The 17,072-nt window shown below is 67.8% G+C and carries 20 protein-coding genes; 12 read left to right on the top strand and 8 right to left on the bottom strand.

The features are described from left to right. The 5 genes from pyk to C492_RS20455 all read left to right on the top strand — a co-directional run. Nucleotides 1-1,507, top strand: a 1,507-nt coding sequence (gene pyk / locus C492_RS20475; protein ID WP_008427133.1) for a pyruvate kinase, incomplete at its 5' end; no start/stop codon positions are given. Nucleotides 1,508-1,553: 46 nt separating this feature from the next. After that, nucleotides 1,554-1,898, top strand: a complete 345-nt coding sequence (locus C492_RS20470) for a DUF7312 domain-containing protein (RefSeq protein ID WP_008427132.1) — start codon at nt 1,554-1,556, stop codon at nt 1,896-1,898. 63 nt (nt 1,899-1,961) lie between these two features. Continuing rightward, the gene (locus C492_RS20465; protein WP_008427130.1) at nt 1,962-2,564 is read left to right on the top strand and encodes an NfeD family protein; all 603 of its coding nucleotides are present in this window, start codon (nt 1,962-1,964) and stop codon (nt 2,562-2,564) included. Nucleotides 2,565-2,623: 59 nt separating this feature from the next. Further along, nucleotides 2,624-3,823, top strand: coding sequence for an SPFH domain-containing protein (locus C492_RS20460; protein WP_008427128.1), 1,200 nt, complete (start codon nt 2,624-2,626; stop codon nt 3,821-3,823). 159 nt (nt 3,824-3,982) lie between these two features. Continuing rightward, nucleotides 3,983-4,600 (top strand): winged helix-turn-helix transcriptional regulator, encoded by a 618-nt coding sequence (locus tag C492_RS20455; RefSeq protein ID WP_008427126.1) that lies wholly within the window; start codon nt 3,983-3,985, stop codon nt 4,598-4,600. Nucleotides 4,601-4,662: 62 nt separating this feature from the next. Here C492_RS20455 and C492_RS20450 read toward each other — a convergent pair whose 3' ends face one another. Further along, on the bottom strand, nt 4,663-4,896 hold the full coding sequence (locus C492_RS20450) for a DUF7123 family protein (RefSeq protein ID WP_008427125.1): 234 nt from the start codon (nt 4,894-4,896) through the stop codon (nt 4,663-4,665). 167 nt (nt 4,897-5,063) lie between these two features. After that, entirely contained in the window at nt 5,064-5,597 is a 534-nt protein-coding gene (locus tag C492_RS20445) for a DUF84 family protein (protein WP_008427122.1), read from the bottom strand. A 206-nt stretch (nt 5,598-5,803) separates the two neighbouring features. Here C492_RS20445 and C492_RS20440 point away from each other — a divergent pair, with 206 nt between their 5' ends. Together C492_RS20440 and C492_RS20435 are read left to right on the top strand one after the other, a co-directional pair. After that, complete coding sequence (locus tag C492_RS20440; RefSeq protein ID WP_008427121.1) at nt 5,804-6,784, top strand: transcription initiation factor IIB; 981 nt, start codon at nt 5,804-5,806, stop codon at nt 6,782-6,784. A gap of 48 nt (nt 6,785-6,832) precedes the next feature. After that, nucleotides 6,833-7,540 carry a type I 3-dehydroquinate dehydratase gene (locus C492_RS20435; protein WP_008427119.1) on the top strand — a complete coding sequence of 236 codons (708 nt, stop codon included), beginning with the start codon at nt 6,833-6,835 and terminating at the stop codon, nt 7,538-7,540. A gap of 214 nt (nt 7,541-7,754) precedes the next feature. On the opposite strand, the gene C492_RS24000 is transcribed toward C492_RS20435, so the two are convergent. The 3 genes from C492_RS24000 to C492_RS20420 all read right to left on the bottom strand — a co-directional run bounded on the left by C492_RS24000 (nt 7,755) and on the right by C492_RS20420 (nt 11,194). Next, a complete protein-coding gene (locus C492_RS24000; RefSeq protein WP_152424965.1) occupies nt 7,755-8,336 on the bottom strand; it encodes a hypothetical protein in 582 nt (193 codons plus the stop codon). A gap of 469 nt (nt 8,337-8,805) precedes the next feature. Next, nucleotides 8,806-9,957: a DUF5305 domain-containing protein gene (locus tag C492_RS20425; RefSeq protein WP_152424964.1), complete on the bottom strand. Its 1,152-nt coding sequence runs from the start codon at nt 9,955-9,957 to the stop codon at nt 8,806-8,808. Nucleotides 9,958-10,030: 73 nt separating this feature from the next. Beyond that, a complete protein-coding gene (locus tag C492_RS20420; RefSeq protein ID WP_008427112.1) occupies nt 10,031-11,194 on the bottom strand; it encodes a signal peptidase I in 1,164 nt (387 codons plus the stop codon). A 404-nt stretch (nt 11,195-11,598) separates the two neighbouring features. On the opposite strand from C492_RS20420, the gene C492_RS20415 reads away from it, so the two are divergent. The 3 genes from C492_RS20415 to C492_RS20405 are packed head-to-tail and all read left to right on the top strand — an operon-like array spanning nt 11,599 to nt 13,142. After that, entirely contained in the window at nt 11,599-12,168 is a 570-nt protein-coding gene (locus C492_RS20415) for a DUF7344 domain-containing protein (protein WP_008427109.1), read from the top strand. After that, entirely contained in the window at nt 12,165-12,686 is a 522-nt protein-coding gene (locus C492_RS20410; protein ID WP_008427107.1) for a hypothetical protein, read from the top strand. Before C492_RS20415 ends, C492_RS20410 begins: the two co-directional genes overlap by 4 nt. 30 nt (nt 12,687-12,716) lie before the next feature. Next, nucleotides 12,717-13,142 (top strand): DUF7575 domain-containing protein, encoded by a 426-nt coding sequence (locus C492_RS20405; RefSeq protein WP_008427105.1) that lies wholly within the window; start codon nt 12,717-12,719, stop codon nt 13,140-13,142. A gap of 21 nt (nt 13,143-13,163) precedes the next feature. Here C492_RS20405 and C492_RS20400 read toward each other — a convergent pair whose 3' ends face one another. Continuing rightward, the gene (locus C492_RS20400; protein ID WP_008427103.1) at nt 13,164-14,369 is read right to left on the bottom strand and encodes a 3-dehydroquinate synthase II; all 1,206 of its coding nucleotides are present in this window, start codon (nt 14,367-14,369) and stop codon (nt 13,164-13,166) included. 152 nt (nt 14,370-14,521) lie between these two features. Here C492_RS20400 and C492_RS20395 point away from each other — a divergent pair, with 152 nt between their 5' ends. After that, nucleotides 14,522-15,196: an HAD family hydrolase gene (locus C492_RS20395; RefSeq protein ID WP_008427102.1), complete on the top strand. Its 675-nt coding sequence runs from the start codon at nt 14,522-14,524 to the stop codon at nt 15,194-15,196. A gap of 7 nt (nt 15,197-15,203) precedes the next feature. Here the strand turns inward: C492_RS20395 and C492_RS20390 are convergent, their stop codons facing one another. Both C492_RS20390 and C492_RS20385 read right to left on the bottom strand, forming a co-directional pair. Beyond that, nucleotides 15,204-15,743: a hypothetical protein gene (locus C492_RS20390; RefSeq protein WP_049893222.1), complete on the bottom strand. Its 540-nt coding sequence runs from the start codon at nt 15,741-15,743 to the stop codon at nt 15,204-15,206. A gap of 45 nt (nt 15,744-15,788) precedes the next feature. After that, the gene (locus C492_RS20385; protein WP_008427098.1) at nt 15,789-16,358 is read right to left on the bottom strand and encodes a SprT family zinc-dependent metalloprotease; all 570 of its coding nucleotides are present in this window, start codon (nt 16,356-16,358) and stop codon (nt 15,789-15,791) included. A 78-nt stretch (nt 16,359-16,436) separates the two neighbouring features. Between C492_RS20385 and C492_RS20380 the strand changes: the two genes are divergently transcribed. Beyond that, nucleotides 16,437-17,072, top strand: coding sequence for a phosphorylase family protein (locus C492_RS20380; protein ID WP_008427096.1), 636 nt, complete (start codon nt 16,437-16,439; stop codon nt 17,070-17,072).

Here is a 17,072-nt window from a genome sequence, read left to right as displayed (position 1 = left end):
CGAGACGGGCTCCGAGATCGAGTTCGTCGAGGGCGAGGAGGCCGCTCCCGACCGGATCGGGCTCTCCCTGCCGATCGAGGAGGTCGAGGCGGGAGATCGGATCCTGCTGGACGACGGACTGATCGAGACGACCGTCCTCGAGCGCTCGGCGGGCGTCGTCCGGGCCCATGTCGACACCGGCGGCGAGCTCGGCGGCCGCAAGGGCGTCAACGTCCCGGGCGTCGACCTCGATCTCGACATCGTCACCGAATCCGACCGTCGGGACCTCGAGCTCGCCGCCGAGAAGACGGTCGACTTCGTCGCGGCGAGTTTCGTCCGCGACGCCGAGGACGTCTACGAGGTCAGCGAGGTGCTCGAGGAGTTAGGCGCCGAGGACGTCCCGATCATCTCGAAGATCGAGCGGGCGGGCGCCGTCGAGAATCTCGACGAGATCATCGAGGCGTCCTACGGGATCATGGTCGCCCGCGGGGATCTGGGCGTCGAGTGTCCGATGGAGGACGTCCCGATGATCCAAAAGCGGATCATCCGGAAGTGCCGCGAGGCGGGGTCGCCGGTCATCACGGCGACGGAGATGCTCGACTCGATGGTCCACGCCCGACGGCCGACGCGGGCCGAAGCGTCGGACGTCGCCAACGCCGTGCTCGACGGCACCGACGCGGTCATGCTCTCGGCGGAGACGGCGATCGGCGACCACCCGACCGAGGTCGTCGACGCCATGGACAGCATCGTCCGCGAGGTCGAGGGCTCCGGGGAGTACGCCGAAACCCTCGAGCAACGCGTCCCGACCGCGGGCGAGGCCCGGACCGACGCCCTGGCCCGATCCGCGCGCTACATGGCCCGGGACGTCGGCGCCGACGCGATCGTCGCCGCGACCGAGTCCGGCTACACGGCGCTGAAGACGGCGAAGTACCGCCCCGGGGTTCCCGTCGTCGCCTCGACGCCGAACGACGACGTCCGTCGCCGGCTCGCGCTCTCGTGGGGCGTGACGCCGCTGTACGCCCGCGTCTCCGATCAGGGCGCCGACGCCGTCGTCGAGAAGGCGGTCCAGGCCGCGCTCGACGCCGGCGTCGCCGACAGCGGCGACACCGTCGTCGTCCTCTGTGGCATGATGACCGACCTCGAGGGCGCGAACACGACGAACATGATGAAGGTCCACGTCGCCGCGGACGCCCTGACGACGGGGCGGGTCGTCGTCGAGGGACGGACGACCGGGCCGATCGTGCGCCTCCGGAGCGGCGACCTCTCGGGGATTCCCGACGGCGCGATCGTCGCCCTCGAGTCCGAGTTCGACGACGAGTTCGAGGGCGACCTCGACCGCATCGGCGGCATCGTCAACGCCCAGCGGGGGATGACGGGGTACCCGGCGCTGATCGCCCGCGAGATCGACGTCCCGATGATCAGCGGCGCCGACGTCGCCGAGCTCGAGGACGGGGCGACCGTGACCCTCGACGCCGAACGCGGCGTCGTCTACGGCGGCACGATCGGCGACCGTACCGAGCGAAACTGACCGCGTCGACCGCGGGTTTTTGATCGCGGCGCCACAACGTGTCGGCATGGCAGGCGACGCCTCCGGCGACCGACGCGAGGGTGACGACCGGACGCGGGACCGTCCGGCGGAGCCGACCGACGAGCGCACGACGGTCCGAAACGTCCGCGGCGCCACGGACGCCGGCTCGGCGTCCGACGGCGACCGAATCCCGATCGACCTCTCGAGCGACGCCGCCCGCGACGGGGAACGGCGCACCCACGACGAGAGCGAGGACGATCCCTACGGCCCGGAGCCGAGTTCGACGCCGATCGAACCGGGCGATCCCGCCCTCGAGAACGTCCTGTTCGTCGTTCTGGGTGCGGCCGCGATGCTGCTCGTGCTCGTCCGCGTGGTCTCGCTTCCGTTCTGATCGAGTTCGGCGCCGATCCGGGCCCACTAAACATTTAATCGCAGCGAGACCTTAGCATGGGGCATGATCGAAGTTCTCCTCGAGAACATCCCCCTCGCGTTGCTGGCGGCGGGTCTCGTGTTGATGGGGCTCGAGGCGCTGTCGCCGGGGGCCCATCTCATCGTCATCGGTATCGCCCTGGTCGGTGCGGGACTCGTCGGGGTGGTGTTCCCGCCGGCGGCTAACGTGCTCGTGCTGGCGGCGCTGACGCTGGCGATAGGCCTCGCCGCGACCTACGTCTACCGCGAGTTCGACTTCTACGGCGGGAAGGGAACGCCCCAGACCTCCGACTCGGAGTCGCTGGCGGGGGCGACGGGGTACGCGACCGAGACCGTCACGAACCGCGGCGGCGAGGTCAAACTCGAGCAGGGCGGGTTCGCCCCCTACTACAGCGCCCGAACCGCGGGCGGGACCATCGAGGAGGGTGAGGAGATCATCGTCCTCGACCCCGGCGGCGGGAACGTCCTGACCGTCGAGTCGCTCGACTCGATCGGCGAGGACGAGATCGACCGCGCGCTCGCCCGCGAGTCCTCGAGCGCCGGGGAGCCGACGGTCGACGAGACCGGATCCGGGGACTCGAGCGTCGACGACTCGATACGCGAATCGGAGACCGAACGCTCCGGCTGACCGGCAGCGATATGTTGGTTGGGGGAACACTTTTCCCCTCACTCCCGCAAGATCGACGTATGGCGATCGAATTACTCCCCATGCAAACCGGCGGTGCACTGCTGTTTCTGGGTGCGCTCGTCCTCGTCGTCGTCGTCGCCGCGCTGCTGAGCGCGATCGAGATCGTCGACGCCTACGAGAAGCGCGCCCTGACGGTCTTCGGCGAGTACCGCAAACTGCTCGAGCCCGGGATCAACTGGGTTCCGCCGTTCGTCTCGAACACCTACCGGTTCGACATGCGAACCCAGACCTTAGACGTCCCCCGGCAGGAGGCGATCACGCGGGACAACTCCCCTGTCACGGCCGACGCGGTCGTCTACATCAAGGTGATGGACGCGAAGAAGGCCTTCCTCGAGGTCGACGACTACAAGAAAGCGGTCTCGAACCTCGCCCAGACGACCCTGCGGGCGGTGCTTGGCGACATGGAACTGGACGACACGCTGAACAAGCGCCAGGAGATCAACGCCAAGATCCGAAAGGAGCTCGACGAGCCCACCGACGAGTGGGGGATCCGCGTCGAGAGCGTCGAAGTGCGGGAAGTGAACCCCTCGAAGGACGTCCAGCGCGCGATGGAACAACAGACCTCCGCCGAACGCAAACGGCGCGCGATGATCCTCGAGGCTCAGGGTGAACGCCGCAGCGCCGTCGAGAAGGCGGAAGGTGACAAGCAAAGCGAGATCATCCGCGCCCAGGGTGAGAAGCAAAGCCAGATCCTTGAAGCGCAGGGTGACTCGATTTCGACTGTCCTGCGGGCGAAATCCGCCGAATCGATGGGCGAACGCGCCGTCATCGATCAGGGAATGGAGACGCTCGAACAGATCGGCCAGAGCGAATCGACGACGTTCGTCATGCCGCAGGAACTGACCTCGATGGTCGGCCGTTACGGCAAGCACCTCTCGGGCAGCGACATCAAAGAAGACGGCGACTCACTCGAGAGCCTCGAGTTCGACGAGGAAACCCGCGAACTGATCGGCCTCGACGACATCGCCGAGATTATCGGCGAGATCGACGAGGAGGCCGAGATGGACGTCGAGGCGATGGAACAGGAGGCCCAGGCGATCAAGGAGGGCGAGGATCCGGCAGAGATCACCGACCCCGACGAGGTGATCGAGGAGATGGACCAGGAGTTCCAGCAGACCGACGACGGAACGCCGGAGTCGGCCGCCGACCCCGCGACAGCGGGTGACGAAGCCGCAACCGAAGACTCGAGCGCGAACTGAAACCGCCGACGGATTTTCCACCGGATCCTCGAGCCGATACGGGCGAAGCGCCCGAAACTGCGGGGAGTGCCGGCTGGCGGGTCCGAGACGCGGTTTCGTACCAACCGAGACGGAGCGAAACCTGTTTTACCGCGGATCACATTGCTGACGGTAGACGTTATGACATCTTCCGAGGGGGTCGACGACGACAAGCGGTCGACCCTGCGCCGGTTCGCCGCGCTCGGCGCCAGTGCACCGGTAGCCGGGCTCTCGGAGTCGGCGAGCGCCGACACCGGCGAGAGCGACGCTCGAGACGCGATCACGGGCTACCTCTCGACGACGCCCGGCGCGCACTTCTCGAAGATCCGCGACGACCTGCAGCTGGGCACCGGCGAGACCCAACACCACCTCCGCCGGCTCGAGGAACGGGGCGTCGTCGAGCGCTACCGGGACGGCGACTACAAGCGGTTCGTTCCGGCGGGACGGTTCGACGAGTTCGAAAAGCGCGCGCTCGGCTACCTCCGGCGGGACACGCCGCGGGGGATGTTAGTCGAGTTGCTGCTGGCGCCGGAGTCGACCGCCGGCGACCTGGCCGACGCCCTCGAGGTGTCGGCGCCGACGGTGAGCAAGTACGCCGGCGAACTCGAGGACGCCGGGCTGCTCTCTCGCGAGGACGGGTACGCCCTCGAACGACCCGCAACCGTCCTCGTCCTGGTCGTGCGACACGCCGACTCGTTCGGCGATCGGGCGCGGCGACTCGCGCGGGACGCCGATCAGTACGTCGCCTACGACGGGTAACGAGGCGTCTCGCCCCTTCGTTTTCGAACGGAGCTCGCGTCGGAAGCGGACGCTTCGAGCCGCTAGAGGCTGACCTTCCAGGTCGTGCTCGAGGAGTAGCCCCACTTTTCGATCTCGATCCCGGAGCCGGTTTCCTGGAGCGCGGTGATGTTCGATCCGACCTCCTTGGCCGTCATCCCCAGCTCCTCGCCGATGATGCGGGACTTGAAGTAGGTCTTCGTCGCCGCGCGTTCCCGGAGGTAGCGGAGGATCCGGCGCTGTTTACTCGTGAGGTCGGTCGCCGTTGCGGTGCTCATACGAACGGACACGCCGGGAACGCTCTTAGGGGGTTTGGTACGACCGGTTAACTCCCCGCCGGCTTGCGATCGGGCGGGGGAGAAACGACCGAATACCGGAGGCGAAACGAGGCGTTGGTACGGCCGGCTAATCGATCCGTGCCGACGATTGTCATCGAAACGAGCAATTACCGGCCGCGGTCGAAGCGATCATACTCCGGGACCAGCAACGGACCGACGCTGCAGGCGACCGCCTCGGCGAGGGCGCTGGACCGATCCGTGAGTCCGTTCGTGAGCGCCCCGGCGGCCCCGTCGGTTTCGGCGACGCCCTCCCGACCGAGGACGTCGTCCATCACGGGTCCGAGCTCCTCGCCGCCCTCGAGTCGGCGTTCGATCGTTTCGGGAAGTCTGAGCGTCGGTCCGCCGCCGCGTTCGATCCGCTCGCCGTCGGTGGCCGCGCCCCACATGATCAGCGAGAGCCCGGGGGCGCCCTCGAGCCGTGCGACCCCGCCCTCGAGGCCGATCCCGTACTCGGCGTCGCCGGCCTCGAGGGCGCGCCTGGCGCGGTTCTCGGCGCCCGACACGGTCTCGGCGACCGACCGGGGCTGTTCGGACACGCCGGAGTCGACCGCGATCGGAGCGACCGTCGGCTCGTATCGCGCGAGGGCTCGTTCGACCGCGTCGACCTTCACCGGGTTCGTGCTCCCGACTGCGACGTTCATACTCGAGGGTCGGACGCGGCCCGTTTGGACCTCTCGCTTCGGTCCGGATCGGCGACTCGAGTCCTACACGGATTTTGACCAAGATTCGGCTCTCGAGCCGAGAACGGCGGCGATTCCGAAACCATTAACTCCGGTGTCTCGGAACCGAGTAGGTAACAACGCCGTCCGGATTCTGTACGCGACCCAGCCGGGCAGTAGTCGCCACCATGACTAACGCATCACCGAACACGAGAGTCCGACGTAGCGAACACGAAACGACCGACGAGACGACCGAGAGCGAGGAGAGCGACGTCGTCTGTCCCGAGTGTGCGGGCAACCTCGTCGTCGACGACGAACACGGCGAGACCGTCTGCGAGGACTGCGGACTCGTCGTCGAGGAGGACTCCGTCGACCGCGGCCCCGAGTGGCGCGCGTTCGACGCCACCGAGAAAAACGAGAAGTCCCGCGTGGGCGCCCCCACCACGAACACCATGCACGACAAGGGGCTGTCGACGAACATCGACTGGCGAAACAAGGACGCCTACGGCAACTCGCTGGGCTCCCGACAGCGCGAGAAGATGCAGCGGCTCCGCAAGTGGAACGAGCGCTTTCGCACCCGCGACTCCAAGGAGCGCAACCTGAAGCAGGCGCTGGGCGAGATCGACCGCATGGCCTCCGCGCTGGGGCTGCCGACGAACGTCCGCGAGACCGCAAGCGTGATCTACCGGCGTGCACTCGAGGAAGACCTGCTGCCGGGCCGGTCGATCGAGGGCGTCTCGACGGCCTGCGTCTACGCCGCCGCACGGCAGGCCGGCGTCCCCCGCTCGCTCGACGAGATCGCCGACGTCTCCCGCGTCGAGAAAAACGAGATCGCCCGCACCTACCGCTACGTCGTCCGCGAACTCGGTCTCGAGGTCCAGCCCGCCGACCCCGAGAGCTACGTCCCCCGCTTCGCGTCGGGGCTCGAGCTCTCCGACGAGGCCGAGCACCGCGCCCGGGCCCTGCTCCAGAACGCCAAGGAGAAGGGCGTGCATTCGGGGAAGTCGCCCGTCGGCCTCGCGGCCGCCGCGGTGTACGCCGCCGCCTTGCTCACCAACGAGAAGACGACCCAGGCCGCGGTGAGCGACGTCGCCGACATCTCCGAGGTGACGATCCGGAACCGCTACCACGAGCTGCTCGAGGCCGAGGAAACCCTCGGAATGGCCTAATTCGCCGGAACGACACCGTTTTTCGCCGCCCCGTTCTCACAACCGGCTATGGGTATCGACTTCGACTCGTTTACGCTTGCGGCCGCGACCGCCGACCTCGCCGACGCCGACGAGCCGGCGGCTCGCGAACACGCCGACGCCGTCGAGTTCCGGATGGACCTGACCGACGACCCCCTCGAGGCACTCGAGGACTACGACGCTTCCCTCCCGATAATCGCGACCAACCGTGCCGCCTGGGAGGGCGGCGAGTGGGGCGGCGACGACGACGAGCGCCTCGCGGTCCTCGCCGAGGCGACCGCGTTCGACGCCGTCGGCGCGATCGACGTCGAACTCGAGTCGATCCTCGAAGGCGAGGCCGAGGCCGTCCTCGAGACTGCCCGGGAGCGGGGCGTCTCGATTATCGCCTCCTCGCACGACTTCGAGGGGACGCCGCCCCGCGGCGAACTGGTCTCGACGCTGACCGAGGCGGGCAAGTACGCCGACGTGGCGAAGCTCGCGGTCACCGCGGAGTCGAAAGCCGACACGATCGCGTTGCTGTCGGCGACCGAGCAGCTGACCTACCACGGCGATCGGGTGGCGACGATGGCGATGGGCGAAGTCGGGCGGCACACTCGAGCGGTCGCGCCGGTGTACGGCTCGCGGATCGGCTACGCGCCCGTCGATCCCGCCGAGGCGACCGCGCCGGGGCAGTACGACCTCGAGACGCTGTCGAGGTTGATTGCCGATCTCGGTGGATCGGCGGCGGAAACTAAGTGAACGGTTCCCAGCGTCTTTCGCCGCTCACGAAAGGCGGCGCTTCCAGCGCTGGAGGAACGTCACTCGGCGTAATCAGGCGACGCTCGATCGTAATGAATCAGATCTTGTTCGAGGACGCGGTCGACGAGGCGCTGACCGAGTCAAGGGACCGGAGCCCGAGGTGGGCCGATACCGCGCGAAGACGCCCCGTCCTCGCGCTGATCGTCGTCCCGTTTCAGGAAAGCTCGCCGGCCTCGTCTTCGGTGTAGGCGTTAATTGTGATCGGATTGTCGTGATCTGCAAGATCGCTGAGATCATTGTTTTTACCATAGAAGGCCACACCGACCCGATCAAGTGACCCACCCGCTCCGATTTGTGGCAAATGCTCCGAACCTGCACCGTACGAATCTTGGTTTAACGAAGTCCCCTCAGATGGAGGGACGGCCCCATCATCTTCGTCTGCGTAGAAGCTCATTCCGTCAGGGATACCGGTGATCCCTATCACGACCGTCTGAGTTCCTTGGTTTTCGATCTCGAAAACATCCCGAATGATGGTATCCGCCTCTTTGTTCACACCACTTCCACCTTCGTCGGTCGTTGAGAAATCGAGTTCAAGCAGTCCGTTGTCCGTTGATGCATATTGCTCTCCATTAGGACCGTCAGACGGTCTGAGTGCGAGAAATGCATCGGCGTCGTCAGCGACGTCTACTTCGAGACTCCGATCTGCCTGGACACTCGTGAATGCACCCGAGCCGACAAGTGCACTTGCTCCGATTGCTGTACCTCCCGCACCGATCAGGAATTTACGTCGTTCCATGGTAACACCAGTTGTTGCGCGCTCGAGCCGCCAGCAGCCTGTCACTCGCCAACGTGTGCGTCGTCTTCGAGCGCATGCATTCTGGCCATCGATAGCACACCCCTTTTGTATACACTGGCAGGAGGTGCAACATCCCGACTCTGTCGTTCAGTACTGCTTGCGTGACGTCGGTCTTCGAACGAGTACGGACTGCCAGAGAGGTCTGCAAGCGGAACGTGCCGCGGCGAACAGGTGCCGTCGGGCTGCGAGATAACGGCTCAAGCCGAGCCTGTCGGCATCGAATGATAGTTGTTCTCAGTGGGAGCGTTCGAACGCCGTTCTGAGGTGGATCGTTGACAGCCTGGCAAGGGCACGAACAGTAGTTCGATTTCGCACACGTTTCGCTGCCCGAGCGAGGACACGATCGAAGAACGAAAACGCGCAGCTCTCTCCACCCGTCCGTACCGATTCGAGAACTCTAACGTGGCCGCTACGAGGCGGATTCGTCGCTCCCGTCCTCCCCACCCGAACCGTCACCGATCACCGTCGGCTCCTCGGCTTCCTGCGGGTCGACCTCGAGAACCTCGCCGTCCTCGAGCCCCTCGGGCGCGTACACGTACACCGCCTCCCCGTCGACGACGTAGTACCGCCCGTCGCGTTCGTCCTCGAGCACGCGCCGATCGCAGTCGACGGCGACGTCCACGAGGTCCTCGAGGGTCGCGATCTCGATCCGCGAGCGCTCGCGGACCGCCGCCGGAAGCGACCCGCGGGAGATCCAGTCGTCGAACTCCTCGCGCTCGTAGCGGGCATCGATGCGCTCGAGTTCGGCCGCCGAGGGCGCGAGCGTCCCCTTCCGGCGGGCGACCCCGAGAACGCCGAGGGCCGCGACCGAGCCGACTCCCAGTAGAGCGAGAGCGGCGGGGCCGAACCCGCCGGAGCTTCCCGCGACCGCGACTTCCTCGGTTCGCTCCTCGGTCCGTTCCTCGGCCGCGGGCGCCTCGACCGCGTAGGTCGTCTCGTCGAACTCGAGAGCCATCTCGTAGGTGTCGACGCGATCGACCGGTTCGCCGTCGATCGTTCCCTCGACCGACGCACGGACCACGACGGCGGTCTCGAGAGTCCCCGTCGAGTCGTTGAGACCGTCCCGGATCTCCTCGGCTTCCTCGGCCAGCTCGGGAACGTCGACGCTGAACGACGTGGCGTGCTCCTCGCCGGGCGCGAGGCCTTCGGTCTCGTCCTGGGCGATCGTCTCGTTCGTTACCCAGTACTCGGCGCGTTCCTCCTTTTCGTCCGCGTCCTCGACCGAGCGGATCACGCGGTCGGCCTCGAGGGAAACCGCAACGTCGCCGTCGGGCGCGTCGTACGCGTACGTAAACGTCGCCTCGAGTTCGGGTGCGACCGCCGCGAAGTACACCGACCGATCCGAGAGCTCGGTGCCGACCGGGAACACCTCGTTTTCCTCCTGCACCGTCGCGCCGTGGTCGAACCCGCCCGTGGTCGACCACGCCTCGACGGTCCGCTGTTCGACGTCCTCGTCGTCGGCGACCGCGCCGTAGGCGCCCCACCCCCCGAGGAGCGCGAGCCCGAGCAGGGCGACGACGACTACGACGAACCACTCGTCGAGCGCACTGCGAAGCCGCACGCGCCGTCGGTCGCTGATCACGATCGATACCCCCCGCCGTTCGAGTCGCTGTGTCGTCGTTCGGTCATAGCTGTCAGTCGTTCACACCGCCCGAAGATCGCGAGCGAGACCGCGAGCGCGTCCTGATCGTTCCGGTACCGACCAGCAGGGCCAGCGGCGCGACAACCATCCCCGTCAGTACTGCTGTTACGGACGCCATCGCCACCCAGGGGTGGATCCCGTGCAGGGTCGCGATCATCGGCTCCGGGAGCACCGCGAAGTACGTGCGTTCGCTCACCGACCGGAGGTAGTACCCCGTCTCGGACGGCGCGGTGTAGGTGACGGTCGCCGTCGCGCTCTCGCCGTAGCCGAGGGTCGCTCGCTCGTCGACGGCGACCCCCTCGCTCGCCGGCTCGACGATCGTCACGGTCGGCAGGAGGCCGCCGTTGGACAGCTCGTACTCGCGGCTCTCGGTCTCACCAGCCGGGATCACGTCGGGGCGCTCGGAGTCGAACTCCGCGCTGACGATCCCCGTCTCGGTCGTCCCCGACATCGCGACCGTCGTTGCCAGCGAGACGACGACGAGCAACGCTGCCAGCCCGAGGACGAGCGTCCGCGCGTCGTGCACGTCCGTACGCGAGCGCTCCCGGGTGCGCTCCCGGGTCGCCGAGTTCCGTCGCTCGAGCGTGAGCGAGACCCCGAGCACGACCAGACCGAACGCGAGCAGCAGGTTCGATAGCCCCTGTGTGCCGAGCACGGCGGTCGTGCCGAGCGTCGACGCCAGCCAGCGTTGACCCGACTCGAGGCCGCTCTCGAGGCCCATCACCGCGGTCCCGAGCTGCGGGATCGTCACCACCTCGTCGTTTATCTGGAGCGCCGTCGCGGCGACTTGGCCGTCGGTGACGACGGGTTCGCCGGAGTCCTGGTCGGGAAACGGGTTCGCATCGCCCTGGGTGACGTATCCCTGGTCGGTAGTCTCGACGACCCGGTGGGTCGTGAGTCCGCCGCCCTCGATCTCCCGGGCGTCGAAGACGATCACGTCGCCTTCCTCGATCGGGCCGGCGACGGCCGACGGCACCGCGACGAACCCGTCGCCGGTCTCGATCGTCGGCTCCATGCTCCCGGTTTCGACGTAGCTGAGTCCGATCGGAACGCCGAGGACGTGCCCCGCGACGATCGTGAGCAACGCGAGCGCGACGACGCCGATCGCGGCGAGCTTTGCGACCCGTAGCGGTCCCCCCTGATGCTGTGTACTCATCGTCCCCCTTGTCGGCCGTCCTCGCTCGGCCGTCCGGAACCGACCACGACGAGGCGGCCCCTTACTATAGGCACGTTAGGTAACGTCTGGCATCGCTTGCACCACGACAAGCCGACCCTGAACCGCACAGATAGCGTCGACCGACACGTCAAGATTGCCTTGAACTGTAGCGATGAGATCAAACGACCGACAAGCGCGGCCAGCACTACCGATCACCATCACGTATGCGAACGGACCGACACTCGGTATTTCGGACGCTGCAGCCCCAGTATTTCGACTCCTCGACGATGGTGTAATCGGGGCTATACTTACACTCTCAATAATAAATACCGTCTGTACGTATGACACGGTGTCCCTCGCGATCGCCGGGGGGTGACGGCGGAGGGACGAAGGGGGAGACCAGAATGAGCGTCAGCAAGCGAGACGACGAGGAGGTCGAGACGGGTGAACTGGACCGGGACGAAGTCTTCGAGATGTTGAGCACCCAGCGCCGGCGCTGGGTGCTCCACTACCTCAAACAGCAAGGCGAGGACCGCGTCGACCTGCGAACGCTCGTCGACTCGGTTTCGTCCTGGGAGTACGAGACCCCTGCGGCCGAGCTGCCCTGGAAGAAACGCAAGCGCGTGTACACCTCGTTGCGCCAGTCGCACCTGCCGCGGCTCGACGAGTCCGGAGTCATCGAGTACGACCGCAACCGCGGCGAGGTCGCGCTCACCGACGAGGCCCGGAAGCTGCAGCTGTACCTCGAGTACGTTCCCGAGGACGACATTCCCTGGAGTCACTGCTATCTCGGCCTGTCGGGAGTCAGCGCTGTGATTACGGCGCTGGCGTGGTTCCCGGTGTCCCCGGTCGGGGAGCTCTCGGCGGTCGCGCTCGGTGCCCTGGTGACCGCGATGTTCGGCGTCTCGGCGCTCGTCCACACCTACCACTCGCGGCGGAACCGACTCGGTCACGAGGGACCACCGAAACGATGAGCACGCGACTCGGGGTCGGTCTGATCGCCGTCGCGGTCGCACTGCTAATCACCGCGACCGCCGGCGGGAGCGTCGTCTCGATGGAGCGCCCGCTCACCGTGTCGGTCGTCGACGACGAGGACGCAGGCGTCGCCGTCGAACCCGTTGATCCCGAAGTGTCCGACAACGCCGGGTCGGAGACCGCGACCGAGAGGGCGGACGAGAACGCGACGGACGCGCCGCCGTTGGGCGAGCGAGACCTGTTGCGGGTCGCGAACCGACTCGGCGAGCGGATCGAGATCACTGATCTCGAGTTCCCCGACGGCATCTCGGACGCGTCGGGGTGGATCGGCACCGAGATCGAACCCGGCGAGACCGCGACCCTCGAGGGGACGGTCGACTGCGGCGAGTTCGAGTCGGACGGGTCGGAGCCGACGGCGACCGTCGAACTTTCCTCGGGCGACGTTACGGTCGCTCAAACCGTCGGTCTCGAGGTGGCGTGTCCGCCGAATCGACCCGACGGAAAACCGGAACGTTAAGGCGTCGCCCTGCGAGTGGACGGACGTACGATGTCCTGGATCCGCGCGCTCGCGGTCGTCGGTCTCTCCGTGCTCCTCCCCGGAGCGGGCCACGTGGTTCTTCGCGATTGGGTTCGCGGTCTCGCCTTCGGCGGGATCTTTCTCGCGTCGCTGGCGCTGTTTCTGCCGGTCGAGCAGCTGGCGGCTGCGGACTCGGTGACGGGAGCGGCGACCGTGATCGCCAGCGAGACCGATCCGCTCGATCAGTTCGTCGTCTCGTTTATCATCCTTTTCGCCGCGATCGACGCGACGTTTCGGTCGATGGGGTTCCCGCCGGGCTCGACGACCGGCGACGAGGACGGGCCGAGCTGTCCCGAGTGCGGCAAACCCCTCGACGAGGATCTCACCTTCTGTCACTGGTGTACGACCCGGCTCGAGCCGGCCGAGCCCGGAACGGAGGAGCCGACGAACCCGTAGCGGCGATCCGCGGCGGTCGAACTACTTTTCGATGATGCTTTCCTCGACCGCCTCGCCGAAGTGTCGCGCCGTGTCCTCGTAGTACAACAGGAGTTCGTCGCCGGCCTCGAGGTCGGTTACGGCTCTCCGGCCCGCGCTCGTGGGCACCTTGATCGTCTCGGCGTTTTGCAGCAGCGTCTCGATCCGATCGCCGTCGCTCGTCTCGAGGGCGACCCGGAACATCGGTCGCTGCTCGATCTTGACCCGACCGACGATCGCCTCGCGGGTGTTGCCGTCGGTGTCGACGATCTGGACCTCGTCGCCGCTTTGCAGCTCCGAGAGGTACTTCGTGCCGCCGTCGGGGGTGCGGACGTAGGCGTGGACCGCGCCCGCGTTGACCCGGAACGGGCGGGAGGCGACGTAGGGGGACTCGGCGGTCTCGGCGTGGACGAACACGAGCCCGCGGGCCATCGAGCCGACGAGCATCCCCTCGTCGTGCTCGAGCAGCGAGCCGGTGTCGACACAGACCCGGTCGGCGCTGCCGATCTGCTCGACGTCTTTTACCTCGGCGTACTCCAGTTCCAGGGTCTCGCGCTCGGCCTCGTCGCGCACCTCGACGGTGCGACGGATCTCGTCGGGGTCGTCGGAATCGAGCAGGACGGCGTCGGCGCCGATCTCGAGGGTCTCGAAGGCGGTTTTCGCCTCGTCGGCGGAGGTAACCCCCGCGACGAGATCGGTCTCGTCGCCGATGCGTGCGATCAGGTTCTCGAGGGGAATAATCGTCCAGTCTTCGCCGACGACGATCGTGTGGTCGACCTCCTGGGCGGCCGACTCGGCGAAGGCCTCGTACTCTTTCCCGAGGATACGGACGTACGCGCCCCGTTCTAGCTCGCCCTCGCGGCGCAGCGTCGAGAGGTCGGCCGACCCCGAGAGGTCGGTCGGCGGATCGATCGTTCCGTCGCCCTCGCCGTTCTTGCCGACGACGACGGCGTCGGGCTCGGAGGTCGACTCCGATACCGACTCCGTTTCGGCCTCGTCGACGACGTCGACGTCGTCGACGAGCGTGACGTCCCCGTCGGTACGAAACGCGGCGACGTTGATCTCGCCGAGCTCGCGAACGCGCTCGACGTCGCCCTCGTCGACCAGTACCCAGTCGGCGCCCGCCTCGAGCGCGGCCGTGATCCGCGCGCGGCGGTCGTCCCAGTCGCCGACGGCGTCGTCGGCTTTGACCCAGACTGCTCTCGTCATAGCTCGAGTCTCGAAGGGGAGCGGCTTGAACGTGGCGAATCCGACAGCAGTCGTGGGGATCGAAACCCGTCGCGGGCGACGGGGATCGTCTCGTGCCACCACCTGTCACGGGACGAAACGTTCAGAACGTTCGGCACCGTACTGGAGCCCAGATGGCTGCCTACGACGCGATCTGTTTCGATCTCGACAGCACCCTCTGCGAGCCCACGCAGGATCCCGCCGCCGTCCTCGAGCGGTCCTTCGAGGGCGTCGACGCCGACCCCTTCTGTACGCCCGCCGACCTCCGGGCGGCCGTGCCCGCCCTGCCGACGGCGGGAACCGCCGAGGAGTTCTACGAGGGACTGTTCGCCGAGGTCGCCGACCGGGCCGACGCCGATCCCGCCCTCGCCCCGACGCTGGCGCGGCGGTACCTCGAGGTCCGGGATCCGAGCGCCGTCCGGCTTCGACCCGGCGCCGAGGACGCCCTCGAGCGCGCCCGCGACCGCGGACGAGTGGGACTGATCACGAACGGCGGTCGTGAGACCCAGATCCAGAAACTGCGGGCGCTTGGCATCGAGGACGCCTTCGACGTCCGGGTGTACACCGATCCGAACGCCGGCGTCTACCCGAAGCCCGACGCCGCGCCGTTCGAGCGGGCGCTGGGCGCGCTCGAGGCCAGCCCCGAGCGGGCGATCCACGTCGGCGACTCCCTGCGGGCCGACGTCGCGGGCGCCAACGCGATGGGGCTGGACTCGGCGTGGATCGACCCCGGACGCGGCGACGGCGCCCGCGAGCACGAGCCGACTTACGAGCTCGACTCGCTCGCGGGCCTCGCGTCGATCGTCTGAGACCGGACTACGCTTCGGACAACAGATCGGTGTGGACGACCGCCCGGTACCGGCTGTCGGTCGCCTCGTCCAGTCGCGCCAGCAGGGCCGCCACGGCCGGCAGCGACTCCGGGAGTTCGAACTCGTCGCTCCGCTCGCCGCGTTGCTTGCAGCGTTTGACGAACGAGCCGAGCGCCTCGAACTCACCCTGTTGGACGTAGACGACCCCGAGTTCGTCCTCGCCCGCCGATACCCGCTCGCGCCAGGTCTCGAGGGCCGCTTCGACCGTCGAGCGGGCTGCACGCTCCCTGTCGGCGATGTCGGCCGCGTCGGGCCCCGTGCCGTCGAACAGCTCGTCGAAGGTGTCCTGAAGCTCGTCGGCGTTGTCGGACAGCGACGGTGCCGCCTCGTCGGCGGCGAGCAGTTCCTCGAGGGCCTCGAGCTCGGCCCGGCGGACGGCGACCGGGTGGACGAACTCGTGGGTCTCCTCCGGAAGCATGTACGAACGGCCCTCGACGCCCTGTTGCCCCTCGCCCGACTTCCCCAGCATCAGATCGAGTATTCCCATGGTCGGACCTGTACTCGGTCCGCGGATAAGTGTTCCGCGCTCCCCTCACCAGTCGTCGCCGAGCGCGGCCTTCGCACTCCCGTACCCGCTCGCGGTCTCCCAGCGCCGGCCGCTGTCGGCGTGTTCGACCTCGAGGACGCCCCCGCAGTCGCCACACCGGTACCGCTCGGGCGCTCGAACCGGTTTCGACGCCCGGTGGCGCGTCGCCCGCCAGTCGCAGTCGTCCCCCCGACACCGAAGCAGGTACCGCGGCTCGGCGAACGAGCGACAGCGACGGGGCGCCTCGAGCCGGGCCGCCAGTTCGCGAAACCGCTCGCCGTGGCCCGACTCGCCGAAGCGCTGGAACTCGAGGGCGTGGACGAGCTCGTGGCGCACGACCGCCGCGAACTCCGCCCACTCGTACCGTTCGTAGGCGCGGCAGGCGAGGACGATCGTCGCCACCTCGCGGTCGGCGTCCCACCGACACAGTCCCGCGCGACGCCGCGCCCGCGCCGAGACGTCCCACTCGAGCGCGCCGAGCTCGAGCGCGAGGTCGTGTTCGTCGACGACCTCGCGGGCGTGGATCCGCGCGCGGGCGAGGAGCTCGTCGTCGACCGTGAGCGCCTCGTCGGTCACGCCTCGACGGACGAAAGCGATCCCCGAAACGGTTCCGGCTTCCGGCAGGCCTTTTCGGGCAGGCGGCGACCGTCGACCATGAGCGATCCCCCGCTTCCGGAGCCGCGACGCCCCGACCCGAACGATCAGGTTCGTCCCGCCGCGCTCGTGCTCCTCGCGGTCGCCGAACCGCCCCTGGACGAGCGCCGGCCCTGGCTCGAGCGCGCCGACCTCGTCGACGCGTGTTCCGTCCCGGGCGCCGACACGCCGATCTATCTCACTGCCGACGGCGTCGCGATCACGACGACCGGGATCGGCAAGAGCGACGCCGCGACGACGACGACCGCGCTGCTCGCGAGCCCCGGACTCGACCTCGAGTCGGTGTACGTCCTCTCGGCGGGGATCGCGGGCGGCCCGCCGTCTCGAGCCGCGCTGGGCTCGGTCGTCCTCGCGGACGCGGTCGTCGACTGGGATCGCAAACACCGCTGGGATCGGGACGGGGTGGACGACCAGCGAACGGACGACCCTGCCGAGTCGATCGACACCCTCGCCTACCGTCCCCGGGACTACGTCTATCGACTCGAGGAGCGGCTGCTCGAGCCGGCGCTCGACGCAGCGGAGCGGGTCCCTCTCGAGAAAGATCCGGAGATCCGGGCCTCCCAGCGACGGTATCCGGACGCCACCGATAGCGGACCGACCGTCGGAACGGGGACTGTCTCTTATACACATCTCTGA

The sequence above is a fragment of the Natronococcus jeotgali DSM 18795 genome, from assembly GCF_000337695.1.
Lineage (GTDB): Archaea > Halobacteriota > Halobacteria > Halobacteriales > Natrialbaceae > Natronococcus > Natronococcus jeotgali.
The sequence above is the reverse complement of the archived record's forward strand: the minus strand, read 5'-3'. Positions and strand labels throughout refer to the sequence as shown.